This is a genomic window from Actinosynnema sp. NPDC053489 (genome assembly GCF_044544865.1).
Taxonomy (GTDB): domain Bacteria; phylum Actinomycetota; class Actinomycetes; order Mycobacteriales; family Pseudonocardiaceae; genus Actinosynnema.
Genome location: NZ_JBITXT010000009.1, coordinates 39,137 through 61,122 on the forward strand (window position 1 = coordinate 39,137; position 21,986 = coordinate 61,122).

The 21,986-nt window shown below is 73.1% G+C and carries 15 protein-coding genes; 10 read left to right on the forward strand and 5 right to left on the reverse strand.

The window, feature by feature from the left end; translation table 11 throughout:
- Positions 1-192: 192 nt before the first annotated feature.
- From ACIGNX_RS21790 to ACIGNX_RS21815, 6 genes are all read left to right on the forward strand, one after another.
- Entirely contained in the window at positions 193-1,665 is a 1,473-nt protein-coding gene (locus ACIGNX_RS21790; protein ID WP_396542495.1) for a ferritin-like protein, read from the forward strand.
- Positions 1,662-3,059, forward strand: a complete 1,398-nt coding sequence (locus tag ACIGNX_RS21795) for a hypothetical protein (protein WP_396542496.1) — start codon at positions 1,662-1,664, stop codon at positions 3,057-3,059. The genes ACIGNX_RS21790 and ACIGNX_RS21795 overlap by 4 nt, the downstream gene beginning before the upstream one ends.
- The gene (locus ACIGNX_RS21800; protein ID WP_396542497.1) at positions 3,052-3,927 is read left to right on the forward strand and encodes a hypothetical protein; all 876 of its coding nucleotides are present in this window, start codon (positions 3,052-3,054) and stop codon (positions 3,925-3,927) included. The genes ACIGNX_RS21795 and ACIGNX_RS21800 overlap by 8 nt, the downstream gene beginning before the upstream one ends.
- Positions 3,924-5,246 carry a radical SAM protein gene (locus ACIGNX_RS21805; protein WP_396542498.1) on the forward strand — a complete coding sequence of 441 codons (1,323 nt, stop codon included), beginning with the start codon at positions 3,924-3,926 and terminating at the stop codon, positions 5,244-5,246. The genes ACIGNX_RS21800 and ACIGNX_RS21805 overlap by 4 nt, the downstream gene beginning before the upstream one ends.
- Positions 5,243-6,601 (forward strand): NAD(P)/FAD-dependent oxidoreductase, encoded by a 1,359-nt coding sequence (locus ACIGNX_RS21810; protein WP_396542499.1) that lies wholly within the window; start codon positions 5,243-5,245, stop codon positions 6,599-6,601. The genes ACIGNX_RS21805 and ACIGNX_RS21810 overlap by 4 nt, the downstream gene beginning before the upstream one ends.
- Positions 6,602-6,674: 73 nt before the next feature.
- Complete coding sequence (locus ACIGNX_RS21815) at positions 6,675-8,150, forward strand: protein kinase (RefSeq protein ID WP_396542500.1); 1,476 nt, start codon at positions 6,675-6,677, stop codon at positions 8,148-8,150.
- Between the two features lie 165 nt (positions 8,151-8,315).
- Here the strand turns inward: ACIGNX_RS21815 and ACIGNX_RS21820 are convergent, their stop codons facing one another.
- Entirely contained in the window at positions 8,316-8,924 is a 609-nt protein-coding gene (locus tag ACIGNX_RS21820) for a TetR/AcrR family transcriptional regulator (protein ID WP_396542501.1), read from the reverse strand.
- A 185-nt stretch (positions 8,925-9,109) separates the two neighbouring features.
- Here ACIGNX_RS21820 and ACIGNX_RS21825 point away from each other — a divergent pair, with 185 nt between their 5' ends.
- Positions 9,110-10,843 (forward strand): ABC transporter ATP-binding protein, encoded by a 1,734-nt coding sequence (locus ACIGNX_RS21825; protein ID WP_396542502.1) that lies wholly within the window; start codon positions 9,110-9,112, stop codon positions 10,841-10,843.
- A complete protein-coding gene (locus ACIGNX_RS21830) occupies positions 10,840-12,705 on the forward strand; it encodes an ABC transporter ATP-binding protein (protein WP_396542503.1) in 1,866 nt (621 codons plus the stop codon). Before ACIGNX_RS21825 ends, ACIGNX_RS21830 begins: the two co-directional genes overlap by 4 nt.
- A gap of 59 nt (positions 12,706-12,764) precedes the next feature.
- On the opposite strand, the gene ACIGNX_RS21835 is transcribed toward ACIGNX_RS21830, so the two are convergent.
- Entirely contained in the window at positions 12,765-13,463 is a 699-nt protein-coding gene (locus tag ACIGNX_RS21835; protein ID WP_396542504.1) for an NUDIX domain-containing protein, read from the reverse strand.
- 266 nt (positions 13,464-13,729) lie between these two features.
- Between ACIGNX_RS21835 and ACIGNX_RS21840 the strand changes: the two genes are divergently transcribed.
- Together ACIGNX_RS21840 and ACIGNX_RS21845 are read left to right on the forward strand one after the other, a co-directional pair.
- Positions 13,730-14,842, forward strand: a complete 1,113-nt coding sequence (locus tag ACIGNX_RS21840) for a purine phosphorylase (protein ID WP_396542505.1) — start codon at positions 13,730-13,732, stop codon at positions 14,840-14,842.
- Positions 14,839-17,148: a hypothetical protein gene (locus tag ACIGNX_RS21845; protein WP_396542506.1), complete on the forward strand. Its 2,310-nt coding sequence runs from the start codon at positions 14,839-14,841 to the stop codon at positions 17,146-17,148. Before ACIGNX_RS21840 ends, ACIGNX_RS21845 begins: the two co-directional genes overlap by 4 nt.
- 5 nt (positions 17,149-17,153) lie before the next feature.
- Here ACIGNX_RS21845 and ACIGNX_RS21850 read toward each other — a convergent pair whose 3' ends face one another.
- From ACIGNX_RS21850 to ACIGNX_RS21860, 3 genes are all read right to left on the reverse strand, one after another.
- Entirely contained in the window at positions 17,154-18,008 is an 855-nt protein-coding gene (locus tag ACIGNX_RS21850) for a TIGR03619 family F420-dependent LLM class oxidoreductase (protein WP_396542507.1), read from the reverse strand.
- An 85-nt stretch (positions 18,009-18,093) separates the two neighbouring features.
- Positions 18,094-18,468, reverse strand: a complete 375-nt coding sequence (locus ACIGNX_RS21855; RefSeq protein WP_396542508.1) for an STAS domain-containing protein — start codon at positions 18,466-18,468, stop codon at positions 18,094-18,096.
- Positions 18,469-18,574: 106 nt separating this feature from the next.
- On the reverse strand, positions 18,575-21,811 hold the full coding sequence (locus ACIGNX_RS21860) for a GH92 family glycosyl hydrolase (protein WP_396542509.1): 3,237 nt from the start codon (positions 21,809-21,811) through the stop codon (positions 18,575-18,577).
- Between the last annotated feature and the right edge of the window lie 175 nt (positions 21,812-21,986).

Genomic DNA, 21,986 nt, shown 5'->3' on the forward strand with positions numbered 1-21,986 from the left:
CCAACCGCTACGCCCGTCACCCGCCCGTGGCCGCACCGCGCCACCGATGACGGTCCGTCAGGCGGGTCCACCCGGCCGGATGATCGGCTTCACCACCCCGACTGGTGTTCCCGGGCAACTCCACGGCGGCGCCCCGAACGCCGGCACGCTCGCCCCTGCGCCCGCACCGCCGGGCGGGGAACGGAGCAGCCCATGCGGTCGAGGGTGCGCAGGCATCTCGCGTCGGTGGTGCCGGAACTCTTCGAGGACCACCTGCCGCCCGTGGCGGTCCTCGCCGTGGCCGGTTCGCTGCCGCGGTCGGAGGACGACGGGAAGAAGGTCCCGGTCCTGCCGCCGGAGTTCAACTGGCGCGACTACACCGTGATGCTGCTGCACGTCGCCGCCGAGATCGAGCACTCCCTGATGGTCCAGTACCTCTTCGCCGCCTACACGATGGGCGGACCGCAGGTGCCCGGGGAGCTGCGGACGAAGGTCCGGCGCTGGCAGGAGACCATCCTCGGCATCGCCAAGGAGGAGATGGGCCACCTCGTCACGGTGCAGAACCTGCTCACCGCCCTGGGCGGCCCCGTCAACCTCGACCGCGAGGACTACCCGTGGGGCTCGGACTTCTACCCGTTCGCGTTCGACCTCAGCCCGTTCGGGCTCGACTCGCTCGCCAGGTACGTGGTCGCCGAGAGCCCCGCCTCCTGGTCCGACGCCGAGGCGGAGGAGATCAAGAAGCGCGCCGCCCGGGCCGCCGGCGGCCAGTACGTCAACCGGGTCGGCAGGCTCTACCACCGCATCGACGAGATCCTCAAGCGGCGCCACTTCCTCCCGGACGAGGTGTTCCACGCCGAGACGCTGCCCTACCAGGCGTCCTGGGACGAGTGGGGTCGCGGCTACACCCGCGGCGAGCGCGGGCAGGACGCCGGCAACGTGCCCGACGTGAAGTCCCCGGAACTGCTGGTGCTCCGCGTCTTCTCGCGCGACTCGGCCCGCGCGGCGCTGCGCGAGGTCGGTGAGCAGGGCGAAGCGCCGAACGCCTCGGCCGACGAACCGTCCTCGCACTTCAACCGGTTCCTCGGCATCTACCGCGAGGTGGCCGCGCTGCCGCGGGACCAGCAGGCGCTCGTGTCCCGCCCCGTCGCGCCGAACCCGGTCACCGAGCACCTGCTCGACCAGTGGGAGGAGGGGTACGCGGCCGGCGAGCGGACCACGAATCCGATCACCCACCCGGTCGCGGCGCCGTGGGCGCACCTGTTCAACCTGCGCTACCGGATGCTGCTCACCGACGTGTCGCACGCGTTCCTGCTGGCGGGCCCGGTGGACAACGGCGGTGTGCTCACCGGGCGCGGCGCGCTGGTGCACCGGGCGTTCGCCGAGATGTACAACCTGCGCGCGATCGCCGGGCGGCTGGTGGAGCTGCCGCTGACGCCCGAGCCGGACGGGTGGTGCGCCGGCCCGCCGTTCGAGATGCCCTACAGCGTCGAACTCCCCCACCGCGACCGCGACCGCTGGCTGCTGCAACGCGACCTCGTGGAGGCGTCGCAACTGCTCGTGGAGCAGTTCGTCAAGACCGGGGAGTCGCACGCGGACGACCCCTACCTGCTCGCGCTGCGCGACTCCGACCAGCGCGCGCTCGCCCAGATCGACCAGGTCCTCAGCCGCCAGGGGTGTGCCCGATGACGATCCGCGACCTGCGCATCCTCCCGCCCCTGGCCGTGGGCCGGCTCGGCGCGGCGGCCGAGCCGATGGACAACTACACCGTCGACGTCGACGACGAGCACCCGCTCGCGCCGCGGCGGCTGACCCCCGCGCCGACGTTCCGGGTCGACCCGGAGTCAGGTGCCATCACCTCCGCCGACACCCCGGCCGAACTGCGGTTCACCGACGGCCGCGGCAAGGTCCGCCCCGTCGCGCCGTTCCTCGAGGTCTGGGCGCTCACCGACGACGACGTGCTCGAACCCCTCACGCTCGACCTGCTCCACCGGCACGGCCTGAACCCCGACGCCGTGCGGTGGTCCGTCGAGGTGGGCAACCACAAGGTCCAGCGCCGCACGTACGCCGAGAACGACAGGATCAACGCCAGGACGGGCGAGTTCAACGACCACGCGGCGCACGAGTTGCGGGGCGAGTGCCCGAACTTCCTCGCGGGCCGCCACCTGCCCCTGGGCCACGTGCGCTACGTCAAGCCGACACCGGAGTTCCCCGAGGTCCGGCTGCGGTTCACGCCCGCCGCCGGGCTCGTCTACGGCTCCCGGGAACCGGAGGAGACCGACGCGCACGACCCGAACGTCGTGGACTTCCTCTACGACGCCTCGAAGGGCACCTGGCGCGGTCACGTGGACGAGCCGGGCGACCCCCGGTTGACCAACCCGGCCCAGATCTACGCCGGCGACGACGGACCGGACGGCACGTGGGTCAGCCGCGGCTACCTGGACGACGAGTGCGACGGGCTGGTGCGCGTCGCGCTGCGCGTGGCGGACCGGGAGCTGACCGCGTTCGCGCGCATCGGAGCCGGTCCGCCTGCCTACGCCCCGGACTCCGTCCCGATCCGCACCGTGGCCGACGAACTCGACCAGGCGCTGCTCGGCCCGAAGATCACCGAGCCGGACGAGCGGACCGTCGCGCGGGCGCGCGTCGTCACCGAGGAGGTGCTGCGCCGGGCCGCGGAGACCGTGCGGCTGATGAACACCGCGGTGATGAACGGCAACACCGTGGACGGTCGGGTCGACGCGGCCAGCACGATGGTGCGGCAGGACACCGCCGACACCGGGCGGCTGTACGAGCCGATCATGGCACCGTCCCTTGTGGACCGCTCCGCCGTGCTCGCGCTGCACCAGAACATTCTCGCCGCCCTGCGCGGCGGCACCGCGCCGTGGTTCGCCGACGTCCTGCGCGACCACGACGAGGTCGGCGACCTGACCGCCAAGGGCAGGCGCAAGATGCCCGCCCTGATGCGCGGCGCGGACGGCCGGTCCCTGGCCCTCACCCGCCGCCAGGTCGCCCTGGTCCGCCTCGCCGCCGTGCAGCCGATCTTCGGTGAGGAGCCCGACAGCCCGGAGCCCGGTGATGAGTGACGACCGCATCCACCCGCTCAACCTCTCCGCGCAGCTGCACCACCAGGCCGCGGGCAACCCCCCGAGCACGCTGCCGGAGTCGGCGATCTCCAACGCGTTCCCGGGGCTGGAGTTCGACTTCCGCAACATCTGGCGGTTCCTGCTGGACGGCATCGAGCTGCACGAGTCGGACAACTACGTCGTGGCGGCCACCGACCCGCGGTACGACGACCTCGTCGGCCACCGCCTGCTGACCGTGGGCGGCTGTCGCGTCGTGGGCCACCTGGTGGGTCCGACGCGGCCCGGCGCGGGCTCCGCCCCGCTGACCTCGCCGACCAACCCCGACGGCGTGACGATGCTGGAGTGGTCCAACGCGCTGGCCGACGTGCTCGCCGGCCACGCCGACCGGACCGTCGACTGCGTCTTCACCGACCACCCCGCCCCGACCCCGGTCGGCCCGCCACCGGACCCGCCCGACGAGCACTACCGGACCGTGCCGCTGCGGGTGCGGCCGCTGTTCGCGACCAGCCCGGTGACCGGCGACCAGCTCGCCGTGATCGCCGAAGACCTGGCCGGGCCCGGCGACCTCACCCGCGGCCTGTGCTCGCCCTGGCAGAACGACTACCGCGAGTGCGCCTGCTACTACTGGGCGGCGAGCCGGCCGGACTACGTCAACGTCGAGGACACCGGCTCGGGCACCAGCACCGGCGACCACTGGTTCGCCGTGCACCGAGAGCCGCGCGAGTACGTGCTGGACGACCGCGAGGACTCCCGGCTGGTGAGCTACGACGACCTGTTCCAGGACTGGCAGGGCAAGCTGAGGTTCGTCGTGGGCGGCAACGACGCCCCGGAGCACCTCGAGACCGAGATCGGGGACGACGACCGGTGACCGCGCTGTTCGACGCCTCGGCCCCCGTCCACCCCGACGTCCACCTGCTGCGCACCGAGGTCGGGCCACGCGTGCTGCTGGCGAACGGCAGCAGGCTGTTCGGCGTCGCCGAGGCCCTCTACGACCGCGTCGACGCCGCCCGCCGCGACCCCGACCCGGCCGCGCTGGACGCGGTGCTGGCCGACCTCGGCCTCGACGCGCCCCGGCAGATCGACGACCTCGCGCCCGACCCGCCGCCGGTGCGGGCCCTGTCGCTGGCCGTCGCCCAGAAGTGCAACCTCGGCTGCACCTACTGCTACGCCCGGCAGGGCGACTTCGGCGGACCGGCCAAGAACATGCCGGAGGCGACCGCCCTCGCCGCCGTCGACGCCCTGTTCCGCGACGCCGCGCCGGGCGAGCGGGTCAACCTCGCGTTCCTCGGCGGCGAACCGCTGATCAACCGGCCCGTCGTGCGCGCGGCGACCGAGCACGCCGCGGCCACCTCGGAGCGGACCGGCATCCCCGTCACGTTCTCCATCACCACCAACGGCACGCTGGTCACCCCGGCGGACGGCGAGTTCTTCGAGGCGCACGGCTTCGCGGTCACGGTCAGCCTCGACGGCGTGGGCGCGCGGCACGACCTGCTGCGGCCCCACCGGGACGGCCGCGGCAGCTACCGGCGGGTCGTGGACCGGGTCGCGCCCCTGCTGGCGGCGCAACGCCGGATGCAGGTCTCCGCCCGCGTGACGGTCACCCCGCTGAACCTCGACCTGCCCCGCACGCTGGAGGAGTTCACCGCCGCCGGGTTCCACGGCGTCGGCTTCTCCCCCATGCTCAGCTCGCCCACCGGGCAGGGCGAGATGTCCTCGCCGGACCTGGCGGTGATGCTGGACCAGATGACCGCGTGCGGCGAGGAGTTCCTGCGCCGCACGCTCGCCGGGCGGCGCTACCCGTTCACCAACCTGGTCACCGCGCTGCGCGAGATCCACCGCGGCACCCACCGCCCGTACCCGTGCGGGGCGGGCGCGGGGTACCTGGGCGTGTCCGCCGACGGCGACCTGTCGGCGTGCCACCGGTTCGTCGGCGACCCCGAGGGCGCGATGGGCGACCTGACCACCGGCGTGGACGACACCGCCCGCGCGCGCTGGCTGACCGACCGCCACGTGCACCGCCAGGACCCGTGCCGGGGCTGCTGGGCCCGCTACCTGTGCGGCGGCGGCTGCCACCACGAGGTGATCCACCGCGGCAGGCCGGCGTGCGACTACATCCGCGGCTGGCTGCACCACTGCCTGTCGGTCTACAGCCGCCTGCTCGCCGCCCGCCCCGACCACTTCGGATGACCACCCGGGACGTCTGCGTCATCGGCGGCGGCCCGGCCGGCTCGGTGTGCGCCCTGCGCCTGGCCCGCCTCGGCCACGACGTCGTGCTGCTGGAGCGCCGCCCCTTCCCCCGCCCGCACGTGGGCGAGGCCCTGTCCCCGGACGTGCCGGCCCTGCTGGACACCCTCGGCCTCCGCCACGCCCTCGACGGCTGCCTCCCGGCGCAGGGCACCTTCCTGCGCTGGGAGGACGCCACCACGCGCCTGCTTCCCCCCGACCCCCGTGCCGTCACCGTCGACCGGGGCCGGTTCGACCACGCCCTGCTCACCGCCGCCCGCGCCGCCGGGGTGTCGATCCGCCAACCGTCCCGCGCCGGCCGTCCCCGCCGCGTCCCGGGTGGTTGGGAGGTCCCCCTCCCCCACGGCACCGTCAAAGCCCGGTTCCTGGTGGACGCCGGCGGACGCCACCGCGCCACCGGCGGCACCACCACCGACACCGGCCCGCGCACCCTCGCCCTGCACGCCGCCTGGCCGGGCACGGGCCCGACCCGGATCGGCACGGGCCCGCAGGCGTGGGTCTGGGGAGCCGCCCTGCCCAACGGCGCGTTCCGCGCGATGGCGTTCGTCGACCCCGACCTGGTGCGCCGGCACGCGTTCGACGTCCCCCGCCTCTACCACCACCTGCTGGACGTCACGGGCCTGTTCGAACACCGCCCGGCAACCCCGCGGGTGGCCGTCTGCGACGCCACCGCCCACCGCGCCGACGACCCCGCCACCGAAGACCACGTCAAGGTGGGCGAGGCCGCCTTCACCCTCGACCCGCTGACCTCCTCCGGCGTGAGCAGCGCCCTGCACAGCGCCCTGGCCGCCGCCGTCACCGCCAACACGATCCTGACCACCGGCGACCACCGGGCCGCCGTCGCCTTCTACCGCGACGGCCAACGCCGCACGACCACCCGACACGCCACCTGGACCGCCGCCCACTACCACCGCCACGACCGGTACCGGGACCAACCGTTCTGGACCCGCCGGGCCGCCCCGCCCCCGCACGACCCCCCACCACCGGTCCCCCTGACCCCCAACCTCCACCGCCCGGTCCGCCTGTCCCCCGAGGCGGCCGTGCGACCGACCCCGTGCCCGGTGGGCGACCTGGTCACCACCCGTCGGGCCCTCACCCACCCCACCCTGACCACCCCGGTCGCGCACGTCGCCGACGTCGAGCTGGCCCCGCTGCTCGACCACCTGACCGGAACCCCCACCCTGGCCGCCCTGCTGCGCGCCTGGTCGGCCCACCTCCCCGCCGGCCGAGCCGAAGCGACCGCCACCTGGCTCCTCGACCAGGGCCTGCTCGAACTCACCCAACCCCCCACCGCCTGACCCGACCCCGGACGACCGACCCGCCCCCGCCCAAGGCTGGCCGACCGGTCACCCGGCCAAGTAGCTTCTGGCTGTGTCGGAACGGGACGAGGTCATCGCCGGGCGTTACCGGCTGGTTGAGTTGATCGGGCGCGGAGCGGCCGGGGTCGTCTGGCGGGCGCGCGACGAACGCCTGGGGCGGTCCGTCGCCGTCAAGCTCCTCACCTCGGCCGACTCGCCGAACGCCGTCGAGCGCATCGTGCGCGAGGGCCGGGTCGCCGCCCGCCTGCGCCACCCGCACGCCGTCACCGTGCACGACGTCGTCGAACACGGCGGCAAGCCGTGCCTGGTGATGGAGTACCTGCCGTCCCGGACGCTGGCCGAACTGGTCGACGAGGGCGGTCCCCTGCCGGAGGAGCTGGTGGCCGGCGTCGGCTGGCAGGTCGCCTCCGCCCTCGCCGCCGCCCACGCGGACGGCATCGTCCACCGCGACGTGACGACGTTCAACGTCCTGCTGGGCGAGGACGGCACCGCGAAGATCGCCGACTTCGGCATCGCCCGGGCCATCGGCGAGAACACCGTGACCGACGCCCGGGTGGTCGTCGGCACGCCCGCGTTCCTCGCCCCGGAGGTGGCGGCCGGACAGGACGCCGTGTTCGCCTCCGACGTCTACTCCCTGGGCGCGACGCTCTACACCGCCCTGGAGGGCCACCCGCCGTTCGGCCTCACCGACAACCCGTACGCCCTGCTCAGGCGGGTCGCCGACGGTGACGTGGAGCCGATGTCCTTCCACGGCCCGCTGGGCGAGGTCCTGGAGCGGGTGCTGCGCCGCGACCCGGCCGAGCGCCCGACGATGGCCGAGGTGCACGCCCTGCTGGGCGCGGTCGTGGAGGGCCGCCCGCTGCCCGGCTCCCCGGCCGGCCCCGAGCCCGTCCACCAGCCCCGCCCCGAACCCGACCCGCGCAACGGCGACACCCGCCCGATGCCGGTCCTGCACCGCGTCCCCTGGCGCAAGATCGCCCTGATCACGGGCGCGGTGGTCCTGGTCGCCACCGGCATCGTGATCGGCAACTCGCTGGCCCGCGAGGACGCGACCGGCAACGCCGAGCCGGCCCACACCACCACCGTCACCGCGAACGCCCCCGACAGCTCCGCCGCGCCCGCCGCGCCCACGACCTCGTCCGAGGCCCCGACCACCACCACCACGAACCGCACCACCCAGACCACCACCACCGCACCCACGACGACCACCACGACAGCCGCCACCGCGTCGACGTGCACCGCGCGCTTCGAGATCACGAACTCCTGGCCGGGCGGCTACCAGGCCCAGGTCACCGTGCGCAACGCCGGCACGGGCCCGACGACGGGGTGGACCGTGACCTGGCCGCGGCCGGAGGGCCACTCGATCAGCAACCTCTGGAACGGCACCCTCGCCGCGGACGAGCGCTCGATGAGCGTCACGAACGCCGCCCACAACGGCAAGCTCCCGGCGAACGGCAACACCTCGTTCGGCTTCACCGCGAACGGCCAGGGCGTCCCGAACCCCGACCTGAGCTGCGCCACCCGCTGACCGCACCGGGGAAGCCGGGACGGGGAGGCCAGACCGGCGCGGAGGCTGGTCTGCTCAACCATCCGCGCCAGTCTGGCCCAGCCAGCCGGAGCCGGCCTACCGTGCCTACACGCGTGCCACGGCCATCCGGGACTACCCACCGCCGCGTCGCGTACACGTCCCCGTTCAGTCCGACGCCCGCAACCCGGCCAGCCCGTGCAGCAGCGGCACGTACACCTCGTCCACCAGCGACGCCACGACCTCCTCGCTCACCGGGGCGCCGCAGGTCATCGACTCGTTGCGGATGAGGTCGAGCGGCAACCGCTGCACCCGGTGCGGCACCTCCACGGGCGGCAGCTCGTCGCGCGCCACCGCCCGGTCCACGATGGTCCGCACGGCCTCGGTCAGCGGCGACGGGTTGGCCAGGCGCTCACCCAGCACGGCGGCCACCTCCGGGTGCCGGAACGCCTCACCCATCACCCCGGCCACCATCTCGTTCATCATCGAGTCCGCCCGCCGCGCCACGTGGGCGAACAACGTGCGCAGGTCCTCGCGCAACGTGCCCGTGTCGGCCACCACGGGCTCGACCGGCAGGTTGCGGAACCACGCGGCCAGCACCAGCTCCGCCCGACCGTCCCACCGGCGGTAGATGACCGATTTACTCGTTCCCGCCCGGGCGGCCACTGCCTCTATGGTGAGCCGGGCGTAACCGACCTCACGCAGCTCGTCCCAGGCCGCGTCGAGGATGGCCTGCTCCAGCTGCGCCCCGCGGCGGCGCGATCTCGTACCCGACACCCTGTCCCTTCACCGAACCCTCTGCGCCTCGAACCCTCGCGAGCCCGACCAGGCCGGACCCCGCCGACCCCGTCCGCCCACCCCGCCCGATCCCTTTACCCACGCTTTAGATACTTTGCGTTTCTTATCGGACGGGTCTACGTTGCACATGTTAGACACGATCCGTTTCTTATGGGGGAACACCGTTGCTCAGCCGCTTGCTGCGTACCCACCTGCGGCCGTACAGACGCGAACTGACGGTCGTGCTCGTGCTACAGCTGATCGGCACCGTCGCCTCGCTGTACCTGCCGAGCCTCAACGCCGACATCATCGACTTCGGCATCGCCGCCGGTGACACCGGCTACATCCTGTCCACGGGCGGCTGGATGGTCGGCGTGTCCGTCATCCAGATCCTGTCCTCCGTGGGCGCGGTCTACTACAGCGCCCGCATCGCGATGAGCTTCGGCCGCGACGTGCGCGCCGCGGTCTTCCACCGCGTCGGCGCGTTCTCCGCGCGCGAGGTCGCCACGCTCGGCCCGTCGTCGCTGATCACCCGCACGACCAACGACGTGCAGCAGGTCCAGCTGCTCGTCGTGATGGGCTGCACGATGCTGGTCAACGCGCCGATCATGTGCGTCGCCGGCATCGTGATGGCGCTGCGCGAGGACGTCGGCCTGTCGTGGCTGCTCGTGGTCTGCGTGCCGGCCCTGGCCATCGCGGTCGGCCTGATCGTCATCCGCATGGTCCCGCAGTTCCGGCTGATGCAGGAGCGCATCGACGCGGTCAACCGGGTGCTGCGCGAGCAGCTCGCCGGCATCCGCGTGGTGCGGGCGTTCGTGCGGGAACGCGCCGAGACCGAGCGCTTCGCCGACGTCAACGGCCAGTTGACCGCGACCGCGCTGCGCGTGGGCCGGCTCCAGGCGTTGATCTTCCCGGTGGTGATGCTGCTGCTCAACGCCTCCAGCGTCGCCGTCCTGTGGTTCGGCGCGCACCGCGTGGACACCGGCCAGATGCAGATCGGCTCGCTGACCGCGTTCCTCAGCTACCTCATGCAGATCCTCATGGCGGTGATGTTCGCGACCTTCATCTCGATGATGATCCCGCGTGCCGCGGTGAGCGCCGAGCGGATCAACGAGGTGCTGGACACGGAGTCCTCGGTCCTCCCGCCGACCGCGCCGGTCCTCGAACTGCCGCGGCAGACGTCGGTCGAGTTCCGGGGCGTCGAGTTCCGCTACCCCGGCGCGGACGAGGCCGTGCTGCGCGACGTCGGTTTCCGCGCCGAGGCCGGGCAGCGCACGGCGATCATCGGCAGCACGGGCACCGGCAAGACGACCCTGCTCAACCTCGTGCCCCGGCTGATCGACGTGACCGGCGGCGAGGTGCTGGTCAACGGCGTGGACGTGCGCGAGATCGAGACCGACGCGCTGTGCGCGCGCATCGGGCTGGTGCCGCAGCGGCCGTACCTGTTCACCGGCACGGTCGCGTCCAACCTGCGCTACGGCCGGCCCGAGGCCACCGACGAGGAGCTGTGGGAGGCGTTGGAGATCGCGCAGGCCCGCGACTTCGTGGAGGCCATGCCCGGCGGCCTCGACGCCGTGATCGCCCAGGGCGGCACGAACGTCTCCGGCGGCCAGCGGCAGCGGCTCTCGATCGCCCGCGCGCTGGTCCGCAGACCGGACATCTACCTGTTCGACGACGCCTTCTCGGCGCTGGACCTGGCCACCGACGCCCGGCTGCGCGCCGCGCTGCGACCGCACACGCGGGACGCGGTGGTCGTGGTCGTCGCCCAGCGCGTCTCCACGATCCTGGACGCCGACCGGATCGTGGTGCTCGACGGCGGCACGGTCGTCGGCATCGGCACCCACCACGAACTGCTCGACACCTGCCCCACCTACGTGGAGATCGTCGAGTCGCAGCTGACCTCGGAGCAGGCCGCATGAGCACCACGACCCCGTCCCGTTCCGCGCCCCCGCCCCGGATGGGCGGCGGCGGCATGCCCGGTGGCATGGGCATGCCCATGGGCAAGGCCGAGAACTTCGGCCTCTCCGCCCGTCGACTGGTCCGGCGCATGCGCAGCGAGCGACCGGCCCTGCTGGTCGTCGTCACGCTCGGCGTGATCAGCGTGGCGTTCTCCGTGGCCGGCCCGAAGATCCTGGGCCACGCCACCGACATCATCTTCGAGGGCGTGCTCGGCCGGATGCGCGGCGTCCCCGGCGCGGGCATCGACTTCCCCGCCCTGGCGAGCGTCCTGCTGTGGGTGATGGGCCTGTACCTGGTCTCGTCGCTGTTCGGCTGGTTCCAGGGCCGGGTGCTGAACAACGTCGTCCAGCGCTTCGTGTTCACGTTGCGCTCCGACGTCGAGCACAAGATCCACCGGCTGCCGCTGCGCTACTTCGACGGCCAGCCGCGCGGCGAGCTGCTGTCCCGCGTGACCAACGACATCGACAACGTGTCGACCACGCTCCAGCAGACCCTCAGCCAGCTGCTCACCTCGTTGCTGACGGTGATCGGCGTGCTGGTGATGATGCTGACGATCTCGCCGCTGCTGACGCTGATCGCGCTGCTGCTGATCCCGATCTCCTTCGTGGCCACCGCGCGCATCCGCAAGCGGTCGCAGGCGTTGTTCGTGGCGCAGTGGAAGCACACCGGCGCGCTCAACGCGCACATCGAGGAGGCGTTCACCGGCCACCAGCTCGTGAAGGTCTTCGGCAGGCAGCGCGAGTCGGAGGCGGAGTTCCAGCGCCGCAACGACGAGCTGCTCGGCTCCGCGATGGGCGCGCAGTTCGTGTCCGGCCTGATCATGCCGATGATGATGTTCCTGTCGAACGTCAGCTACGTCGCCGTGGCCGTGGTGGGCGGGCTGCGCATCACGTCCGGGGCGATGACGCTGGGCGAGGTGCAGGCGTTCATCCAGTACTCGCGCCAGTTCACCCAGCCGCTGACCCAGGTGGCGTCGATGGCGAACCTGATGCAGTCCGGCGTGGCGTCGGCCGAGCGGGTGTTCGAGCTGCTCGACGCCGAAGAGCAGGAGCCGGACCCGGCCGAGGCGTCGCTGCCGGCGCAGCGGCGCGGCCGGGTGGAGTTCGAGCACGTCAGCTTCTCCTACCAGCCCGACCAGCCGCTGATCGAGGACCTGTCGCTGGTGGCCGAGCCGGGGCAGACGGTCGCGATCGTCGGGCCGACCGGCGCGGGCAAGACCACGCTGGTGAACCTGATCATGCGGTTCTACGAGCTGGACGCGGGCCGCATCACGCTCGACGGCGTGGACATCACCGCGCTGAAGCGGGAGGACCTGCGGTCCCAGACCGGCATGGTGCTCCAGGACACGTGGCTGTTCGGCGGCACGATCCGCGACAACATCGCCTACGGCAACTCCTCGGCCACCGAGGAGGAGATCGTCGCCGCCGCGCGGGCCACCTACGTGGACCGGTTCGTGCGCACGCTGCCGGACGGCTACGACACGGTCATCGACGAGGAGGCCACGAACGTCAGCGCGGGCGAGAAGCAGCTGCTGACGATCGCCCGGGCGTTCCTGGCGAACCCGTCGCTGCTGATCCTGGACGAGGCGACCAGCTCGGTCGACACGCGCACCGAGTCGCTGGTGCAGCACGCGATGGCGGCCCTGCGGTCGTCGCGGACGAGCTTCGTCATCGCCCACCGCCTGTCGACCATCCGGGACGCCGACGTGATCCTGGTGATGGAGGCGGGCCGGATCGTGGAGCAGGGCAGCCACGACGAGCTGATGGAGGCGAAGGGCGCGTACCACCGCCTGTACGCCGCCCAGTTCGCCGCCGCCGTCTGACCGCGGTGTCCCGGCAGCGGCCCCGCGCCGCCGCCGGGACACCGGTCGGCGCGGCCCGGTCAGGTGCGCAGGATCGGCGGGTGCAGCACCGTGGCGGGACCGCGCCGGTAGATGACGGCGGGCCGGCCGCCGTTGCCGCTGGTGCGCTTGCCCGTGGGGACCAGGAAGCCGTCCACGCCCGTGACCTTGCGGTGGAAGTTGCGCGCGTCCAACTCCTCCGCCCACACGATCTCGTAGACGCGGCGCAGCTCCGAGATCGTGAACTCCGGGTTGCAGAACGCGGTCGCGAGCGTCGTGTACTCCAGCTTCGCGCGGGCGCGGTCGACCGCGTCGGCGATGATCCGGCCGTGGTCGAACGCGAGCAGCCTGCGCCGACCCAGCACCCGGTCCACCGGTACCCACCGCGCCCGCTCGGCGTCACCGCCGGCGCTGGGCAGCGGCAGGTTGGGCACGATGGCCAGGTAGCAGACGGTGACCACCCTCATGCGCGGATCGCGCCCCGGCGCGCCGTAGGTGCGCAGCTGCTCCAGGTGCAGCCCCGCCGCGTCGAGCCCCGTCTCCTCGGCCAGTTCCCGGGCCGCCGCCACGTCGATGTCCTCGTCCTCAGTGGACAGGAAGCCGCCGGGCAGCGCGAGTCGGCCCCGGTAGGGTTCCACACCGCGGTTGACCAGCAGGACGTGCAGGCGTTCGGCACGCACGGTGAGCACCGCGAGGTCGACGGCTATCGCCACCGTCGGGATCGTCCATGAGGCGCCCATCGCACCACCCTAACTTCTCGTCGTTGTGACGACAAATACGCGGGCCTGCGCCGGAGCGCTCGTCGATCACCGGGACCGCTCGACGGCACCGGCAACCCGCGACCGTAAGCGTCAGGTTGACGAAAACAGGCGGGCGGCCTTATCGTCACACTGACGCATCGATCGGACCGCTGTACCGCAGGCGCTCCTCCCGACCGGAGCCTCCCGCCGACCGCCGCTTCCCGCTGCCACCGCCAGCGCGCCCGGCCACTGAACGGAGAGAGCAGATGATCGTGGTCCTCACGGCACTGGAGGTCGAGCGCGCCGCCGTCGTCCGGCACCTCGTCGGGGTGCGGGCGCACCGGCACGCCACCGGGACGATCTTCGAACGCGGCGTGCTCGCCGGCCACCCCGACCGCGAGGTCGTGGTCGCCATGACCGGGACCGGGAACGGCGCCGCCGCCATCATGACCGAACGGGCGATCACGGAGTTCCAGCCGTCCGCCGTGCTGTTCGTGGGCGTCGCGGGCGGCCTGCGCGACTGGCTGCGGCTCGGTGACGTGGTCGTCGCCACCCGCGTGTACGGCTACCACGCCATGCGCAGCGACGAGGACGGCGACCACGCCCGACCGCGCGCCTACGAACCCGCGCACGACCTGGAGCAGACCGCACGGGTGCTGGCGCGCGGGACGTCGTGGCGCGCGGGGCTCCCCGCCGGCGAGGAACCTCCCCAGGTCCACTTCGACCCGATCGCCTCGGGCGAGGTCGTGCTCAACACGAGGACGTCCGCGACCGCGCGGCACCTGAGCCACCACTTCAACGACGCGGTCGCCGTGGAGACGGAGAGCGCGGGCGTCGCGCAGTGCGGCCACCTGCACCGGTCGACACCGACCCTCACCATCCGGGGCATCAGCGACTTCGCCGACGGCGGCAAGGAACGGGCCGACCGCGGCGGCTCGCAGGAGCTGGCCGCCCGCAACGCGGCGCTGTTCATGCGCTCCATGGTCGCCGAGCTGGCGGCGGAGCGCCGACGCCCGACCGCGGACGAGCCCCCGGGTGGCCCGTCGTCGGTCACCAACAGCATCTCCGGCACGGCCAACTTCGCGATCCAGGCCGGTGTGATCAACGGCGGGATCTGGCTCGGCGAGCCGCCCGGCCTGGACCTCGCCGCGCTCGACGACCTCACGGCCGCGGTGGCCGAGGCGCGCCGCACCGACCGGATGACGGTGGGCGCGTTCACCCGGGCGGTGCTCGGCCTGGTGGACCTGCGCCACCAGGCGACCTCTCCCCCGACCGACCCCGCGCGCCTGCGCGCGCTGCGACGTGCGATCGAGGAGGACCTGGGCGGGGACGCCGAACTGCTCGGCCGGCTCGCCAAGGTCTTCGGTGGTGCCCCGTGAGCCGGCCGGAGGGCGGGACGGAGGTCAAGAACACCGTCAAGGGCGATCGCAACCGCACCGTGCAGGTGGGCGTGGTCAACGGTGGCGCGGTGTTCCACGGCGACTCGACCGTGTACCAGTTCGCCAAGGGCGACCCGCCCAAGCGCAAGTTCGAGGTCGCGCGCAACCACCTCGCGGGCGGTTCGCCCCGCATCGCCGAGGGGCTGCTCGGCGAGGTGGTGCGGGCGGGCCTGCTCACCACCGAGGTCGCCTACCACTACGCGCTGGCCACGCTCAGCGAGCGCTCGATCAACCAGCTCGGTTCGGCGCAGTTCGAGCAGATCAAGACGGCGGCGGGCATCGCCGACAGGTGCCCCCGCGACGCGTGGCGCGACGCGATCGACGTCATCCGCGACCTGATGAGCTGCGTGACCGCCCAGGAGCACGCGCGCGAACCGGACGGCGACGCCCTCGACAACGTGCTCGCCCGGTTCAAGCTGTTGTCCGAGCAGCGCCGGGAGGAGATCACCCGGCACCTCGACATGATCATCGGCGGCGCGATGCAGGACCGGCTCGACCGGGAGAACTCCCAGGCGGTCGCCGAGGCGCGCGTGTCCGGCAACCGCTCCGAACGGGCCTGGAAGTTCTTCGAGGCCACCCCCGCCGAGCCGCGTCTGACCAGCCCGTACGAGGACGGGCGGGTGCCGGCGCGGACCTGGGCCAAGGCCGTGGTCGGCGGCGTGGCGCTGCTCTGCGGGCTCGTCGTCCCGGTGCACGTCGCCGACGCCGGGGCGGCGGACGCGGTCGCGGCGTGGACCTCGATGGTCGTCCTCGCCCACGGAACGGCCGTGTGGCTCGGCGCGCGGGTCGTCGCCGCGCGCCGGCTGCGCGGCCGGCTGGAGATGGAGTACGGCGGAGGGCGCATCCCCGACCGGGTCGACGACCTCAACCGGATGGGCAGCACCCGGTTCCGCCTGGACGTCCTCGACCTGATCGACCAGGAGGTGACCCGGCAGCGCCCCCGCAACCAGGTCAAAGGGCAGCGGTGGTCGAGCGACACGCAGCGCTGCGCCTACATGCTCTACCTGCGGCTCGTGCGCACCTACGGCTCGGTCATCCCGGACAACGAGTACCGGGAGGCCCACCGGCGCGCCCTCAAGCGGGAGATCAGCGCGTGGACGCTGCACTGGCTCATCCGGATGCACGTGGGCCGCTGGGCCACCCGCTGGTCCGACGGCCGGTTCTTCGCCTTCCGGAAGGTGACGCGCGCCGAGGTGCTGCAGGACCTGGCCGGCGTGCTGTGCGCGCTGGTCGCCATCGCGGGTGTCGCGGCCGGCTACGCGACCCTGGGCGAGCCGTCCGCGCTCAGCCCGGCCTCGGTCACGGCGGTCGTCGGCATCCTGCTGGGCGGGATCGGCGGGGCGGACGCGATCGGGCGGCGACTGGCCGCGTCCCGCGAGCGCGCCGAGTGCCGGGCGTTGCTGGAGGAGGAGCGGGCCGGGCGCAAGCGCTGGTTGGAGAACCTGACCGACCGGCCCACCGACGCGGAGATGGCGCGCTGGTTCGACTTCGACAAGACCCACCTCAAAACCGTGGCCATGAAGCGGGCCGGGCTCTCCAACCGGGACGTCATCGCCCACGTCGTCCTGACCGAGGGGTTGCCGTGGGCGAAGCGGGCGCGGGTGATCTACGGACCGCCCCGCTACTCCGACTACCTCGTGCTGGTGTTCCTGCTGACCGAGAACGGCGTGCGCGAGTTCCGGTTCGACCTGCAGTTCGAGAACGCCGCGGTGCGCAACGAGCAGCGCGCGTCGTTCAGCTACGGCGCCCTGGTGCTGGTGGAGGTGAAGGAGGTCGGCGTGCAGTTCGCCGGCGGGGAGCGCAAGATCGTCGTGCTCCGCGACAACGATGTCAAGACCGTCCCGGACTCGCGCCAGAGCACGGTGCTCAGCCGCGCGCTGTACCTCTCGCTGCAGAACAGCCGCGACATCAGCCTCGTGGTGGAGAACTTCGAGGAGCTCAGCGACAAGGAGGAGGAGAACAAGGAGCAGTTGGAGGAGCTCGCGCTCGGGGCGTCCGGCATCACCTCGGCGTTGCGCATCCTGGAGGCGGTGGCCGTCGAGGGGCGGGGCTGGATCACCGAGGAGCGCCGCCGGCGCGACCGCGGCTTCGAGGACTGGAAGCGCGCCGAGGACTCCGACCCGGCGGTCCTGATCCCCTCGCCGCACCCCGACGCGCTCGAACCCGGGCCGCCCGAGACGACCATCGTCGACGACCCCTGGCTGGACGACGACCTGTCGTTCACGCCGCCGGACGACGACGACTGACCGGCCTACCCCAGGCCGAACCGCTCGGCGAACGCCGAGAGCTGGTCGCGCTGCTCGGCCGGGTCCGCGCTGGTCGCGCTCACGACCACCCGGGTCACGCCCTGCTCCGCGAACGCCTCCACCCCGGCCGGGGTCAGGTCGATCGAGCCCCAGCGGGTGTACTCCAGCGCCGACGGGTCGCGGCCCGCCGCCGCGGCGGTCGCGCGGGCCAGGGCCAGTTGCGCCTGGCGTTCGTCCGGCGTCAGCGCGCCGCCGGGGAAGTAGCCGTCGCCCCGGCGGCCCGCCCGGCGCGCGGCGGCCCGGCTCGAACCGCCCACGTGGATCGGCAGGTGCGTCACGCCGTGCGGCTTGGGGAAGCTGCACACGTCCTCGAAGGCGAAGAACTCGCCCGAGAACCCGACCCCCTCCTCGCCGCCCTCCCACAGCAGCCGCAGCACGTCGATCGCCTCGTCGGCACGACGCCCGCGGGTGGCGAAGTCCACCCCGACCGCCCGCGCCTCACCGGGCAGCGCGCCCAGCCCCACGGTGAGCAGCCGCATCCGCCCCTTCGACAGCACGTCCACGGTGGCCAGGCGCTTCGCCAGCACCACCGGGTGGTGGTAGGGCAGCAGCAGCACGCCCGTGCCGAGCAGGATGCGGTGCGTCGCCGCCGCGACGAACGCCAGGCAGTCCAACGGGTCGGCGTACGGCAGCGCGGGCGGGATCTCGTGCGTCCCGACCGTCGCGCCGGGGTGCACGGCCACGTGCTCGGGCACGTAGAGCGCCTCGAAGCCGCACTCCTCGGCGTGGCGTGCGTAGGCGACCAGCCGGTCGGGGTCGACGCCGAAGTACGGGGTGCTGTAGCTGATCGCGAACTTCATGGACGCCGACCGTAGGTGCTGACGTCGACGTCAGGTCAAGGCGAGTCGCCCCGCCGCGCCGGGGTGGCGCGGCGGGGCGGACCGGTCAGCCGACCAGCAGCAGCGGCGACGGGCTGGACGCCGTGGCCGCCTCCTCCGCCGCCGCCGGGAAGTCGTGCAGCTCCAGGCCGTCGGCCACGCCCGTCGCACGCAGGACCTGTCGGATCAGCGGGGTCACGACGACGTGGAGCCGCGCCCGGTGGCTCGCCGCCACCAGCGCCGCCGCCCCCGCCGAGGAGAAGAACGAGACCTCGCTCAGGTCCACCACCACGTCACCCGCGGCCCCGGCCGCCACGTCGACGCGGTCGCGCAGCACCTGGGCCGTTCCCGCATCGACGCAGCCCCGCACGACCAGCACCGAGGCCGCCCCCAGCCGCTTGAGCGACACGACCACGTCGTCACCGGCAATATGCAGACTCATTCCGCCCCTCGCCCATCACGGCAGTCCATCCGCAGAGAAGATCACCGGCAGGAAGCCGGTCCCGTACCGGTTCCCTGCTTCGCCCGGGGGCAAACCTCCGAATCGCTCACACCAGTGTGATCGCGTACACCTCCACCCTCGGGTCGTCGGGCAGCGTCACGGAGTGCACGGCCTTGGCCGGGTCGAGCGGCACGGACAGGCCGAACAGGCGCACCGGCGGCCCGTCGACGCCCTGACCGGCCTTGATGCGGTGCGGCATGTCCAGCACCACCGTGCCGCCGGAGCCGGCCCAGTCACCGATCGTCACCGGCACCTCGACCGAGCTGCCGTCCGCGTAGCGCACCGTCACCGCCGCGGCCACCGGCCCGTTGTGCGACGCCGCCACGACCCGCAGCGCCCCGCGCCGCCCCGACGGCAGCAGCAGCGCCTGCCCGCGCGCCTCCACGAAGTTCGCCGCCGTGCCGCTCGGGTCCGGCGCCTGGTACGTGACGCCGCCCAGCACCGCCGGGCCGGCCGCCGGCAGCAGCGCGGCGTCGTAGCTCCAGCCCTGGCCGTCGAAGTCGCCCTGGTCGGACGCGGCGGCGGTGGCCGTGCCGTCGTGGTTCCACTCACCGGACAGGTCCACCGCGCACTGCTCGCCCGCGACCGCGCACGTCGCGGCCCGCCGGACCTCCACCACGGCCTCGCGCACGACGGTGTTCGGCCCCGTCACGGTGACGCGCACCGGGTAGCGGCCGACCGGTGTGCCGGCGGGCACCGACACGACCACCTGCTCGGTGCGCTGCGTCGGCAGGCGGCCGGAGCTGATTACGAAGTGCCGCGCGGTCGTCACCGACCAGCCGGCCGGCGCGCTCGCCGCCACCCCGACCGGCACCGCGCCCGGCCCCTGCGCGAGCACGTCCAGCGTCAACGGCACGGTCTGCGCCACGTCGGACGCCGGCACGACCGCCGACGCCTGCCGCAGCGACGCGTCCACGTGCCGCCGCCCGTCGGCCTGCGCGCGGTCGACCGACGGCGGTTCGGCGCCCGGTTCGGTGCCCCACGACGACGGCGTGGTGCCCAAGCGGTGCGCCAGCGTGCCGCCGGCCACGACGGCGTCCCAGTCCAGCCACGTCCGCCGCACGTCGCGGCCGTTGAACGACACGTCCCGCACGTACCGGTTGGCGTCGCTCGCGCCCGGCGCGGTGATGGTCAGCGTGCCCTTCCCGGTGCGGACCGTCGCGCCGGGGAACTGGGGGCTGGACAGGGCCAGGAAGTCGCCGCCGCTCATCGTCGGGTACAGGCCCAGCGACGAGAAGACGTACCAGGCCGACATCGTGCCCAGGTCGTCGTTGCCGGTCATGCCGTCCGGGCCGGTGGTGAACAGGGTCATCGCCGCGCGCACGACGGTCGCCGTCTTCGCGGGCGCGCCGGCGGACAGGTAGAAGTAGGGCGCGAGCAGGTCCGGTTCGTTGTTCGGGTTGTACGTGGGCTTGCCGTAGTAGTCGTAGGGCTGCGTGATCCAGTCCTCGCGCACGGTGCGGGCGGGGTCGGCGAGCAACTCGTCGTAGGCGAAGAACGCGTCCAGCCGCTCCTCGGTCGCCTGCCGGCCGCCGATGAGCCGCACCAGGCCGTTGGGGTCCTGCGGCACGAGCCACCGGTACTGGAACGCGCCGCCCTCGTGGAACTGGTGCCCGGCCTCCACCGGGTCGTACGGCGTCAACCACGTGCCGTCGACGGTGCGGGGGCGGAAGTGGCCGGTCGAGGCGTCCCACAGGTTGCGGTACCACTGGCCGCGCTCGGCGAACAGCCGCGCGTCCTCCTCCTCGCCCAAACCGCGGGCCATGACGGCGAGCGCCGCGTCCGCCGCCGAGTACTCCAACGTGGCCGACGCGGGGTGCGCGCAGTCGTTGTCACCGCCCTTGTGCGCGCAGTCCACGCCCAGTTCCAGGCCGGACGGGATGTAGCCGCGGTCGCGGTAGAACGCCACGCCGGACCGGCCGTTGTACGGCGAGTCGGCGGGCGGGACGGTGGTGGCGTTGCGCTTGAGCAGCTCGTACGCCTCCTCCTCGTGCCCGGCGAGCAGGCCCTTCGACCACGCCTCGACCAGGAACGGCGTCACCGGGTCACCGGTCATGATGTTGGTCTCGCTGTTGGCCAGCGCCCAGCGCGGCAACCACCCGCCGTCCCGGCCGCTCGCCACGACCGAGAGGGCCACGTCCCGCGCGACCTGCGGTTCCAGCAGCTCCAGCAGTTGGTTCTGCGGCCGGTAGGTGTCCCACAGCGACAGGTTCTGGTAGGGCGTGAAGCCCTCCGCCACGTGCGTCCGCCGGTCGAAGCCGGAGTACCGGCCGTCCACGTCGCCGGCGAGGTTCGGGTGCAGCAGCGAGTGGTAGAGCGCGGTGTGGAACGCGGTCCGCCGCTCCGGCGTGCCGCCGTCGACGCGCACGGAGTCGAGCCGCCGCACCCAGGCTCGGTGGGCCTGGTCGCGGGTCGCGTCGAAGTCGTAGGAGTCGCCGGTCTCCGCGGCCAGGTTCTTCCGCGCGCCCTCGACCCCGGTGTAGGACAGGCCGACCTTCAGCACGACGTCCCGGTCGGCCGTCGCGTCGAACGTGACCCACGCGCCGTTGCCGCCCTCGCCGGCCGCGTCCGCGACCCCCGGTGCCCGGGTCGTGCCGCGCCACGTGCCGAAGCTCGCGAACGGCCGGTCGAACGACGCGGTGAAGTAGACGGTGTGCTCGTCGTGCCCGGCGCAGAACCGCCCGGCCCGGACCCGGCCCTCGACGGTCCGGTCGCCGACGACGTGCACCTCGGAGTCCAGCACCTGCTGGTTGGCCTTGCCGGTGTTGAACAGGACGTTCGCCTGCGCGCCCGCCGGGAACGCGTGGCGCTGCCAGCCGGTGCGCGGTGTCGCGGTCAGCTCGGCGTTCACCCCGTAGCGGGACAGCCCGACGCGGTAGTACCCCGGCCGCGCCTCCTCGTCGTCGTGCGAGAACGTCGACCGGTACCCGGCGGTGTCAACGTTGTCCACCGGTCCGGTGGTGGGCATGATCGGCAGCTCCCCCGCCACCCCGCAGCCGACGCCGGACAGGTGCGTCTGGCTGAAGCCGTGGATCTCCCGCTGGAGGTAGTCGTACCCGCCCTGGCCGCCGGTGTCCGGGCTGACCTGCACCATGCCGAACGGCAGGCTCGCGCCGGGGAAGGTGTTGCCGAAGTTCTGCGTGCCGACGAAGGGGTTCACCAGGGTCGTCGGGTCCACGGCGTCGGCGTCGGCGTTCACGGCGGAGGGGGCGGCGAAGGCGGGTGTCCCGGTCAGCACGAGTGCGGCGGCCAGCAGGAGCGTGGTGCCTGGTCGGAGCGGCATGGGCAGGGGCCCTCTCTGGGTGACAACGTTGTCAGGCGATCCACGTGCCCGATCACCGCCCCGACTCTCGCGCACCGCTCCCCCGCACGTCCACCCCTCGGTGAGTGGTCCGGATCCGTTGCCTCACCCGGTCGCGTGGTTCTACGCCGAACGGCGGTGCCATCGCGTCAAGGGG

Coding starts and splice junctions, on each gene's coding strand:
- ACIGNX_RS21790 (WP_396542495.1), top strand. CDS start 193: ATGCGGTCGAGGGTGCGCAGGCATCTCGCGTCGGTGGTGCCGGAACTC.
- ACIGNX_RS21830 (WP_396542503.1), top strand. CDS start 10,840: ATGAGCACCACGACCCCGTCCCGTTCCGCGCCCCCGCCCCGGATGGGC.
- ACIGNX_RS21795 (WP_396542496.1), top strand. CDS start 1,662: ATGACGATCCGCGACCTGCGCATCCTCCCGCCCCTGGCCGTGGGCCGG.
- ACIGNX_RS21850 (WP_396542507.1), bottom strand. CDS start 18,008: ATGAAGTTCGCGATCAGCTACAGCACCCCGTACTTCGGCGTCGACCCC.
- ACIGNX_RS21835 (WP_396542504.1), bottom strand. CDS start 13,463: ATGGGCGCCTCATGGACGATCCCGACGGTGGCGATAGCCGTCGACCTC.
- ACIGNX_RS21840 (WP_396542505.1), top strand. CDS start 13,730: ATGATCGTGGTCCTCACGGCACTGGAGGTCGAGCGCGCCGCCGTCGTC.
- ACIGNX_RS21810 (WP_396542499.1), top strand. CDS start 5,243: ATGACCACCCGGGACGTCTGCGTCATCGGCGGCGGCCCGGCCGGCTCG.
- ACIGNX_RS21860 (WP_396542509.1), bottom strand. CDS start 21,811: ATGCCGCTCCGACCAGGCACCACGCTCCTGCTGGCCGCCGCACTCGTG.
- ACIGNX_RS21800 (WP_396542497.1), top strand. CDS start 3,052: ATGAGTGACGACCGCATCCACCCGCTCAACCTCTCCGCGCAGCTGCAC.
- ACIGNX_RS21855 (WP_396542508.1), bottom strand. CDS start 18,468: ATGAGTCTGCATATTGCCGGTGACGACGTGGTCGTGTCGCTCAAGCGG.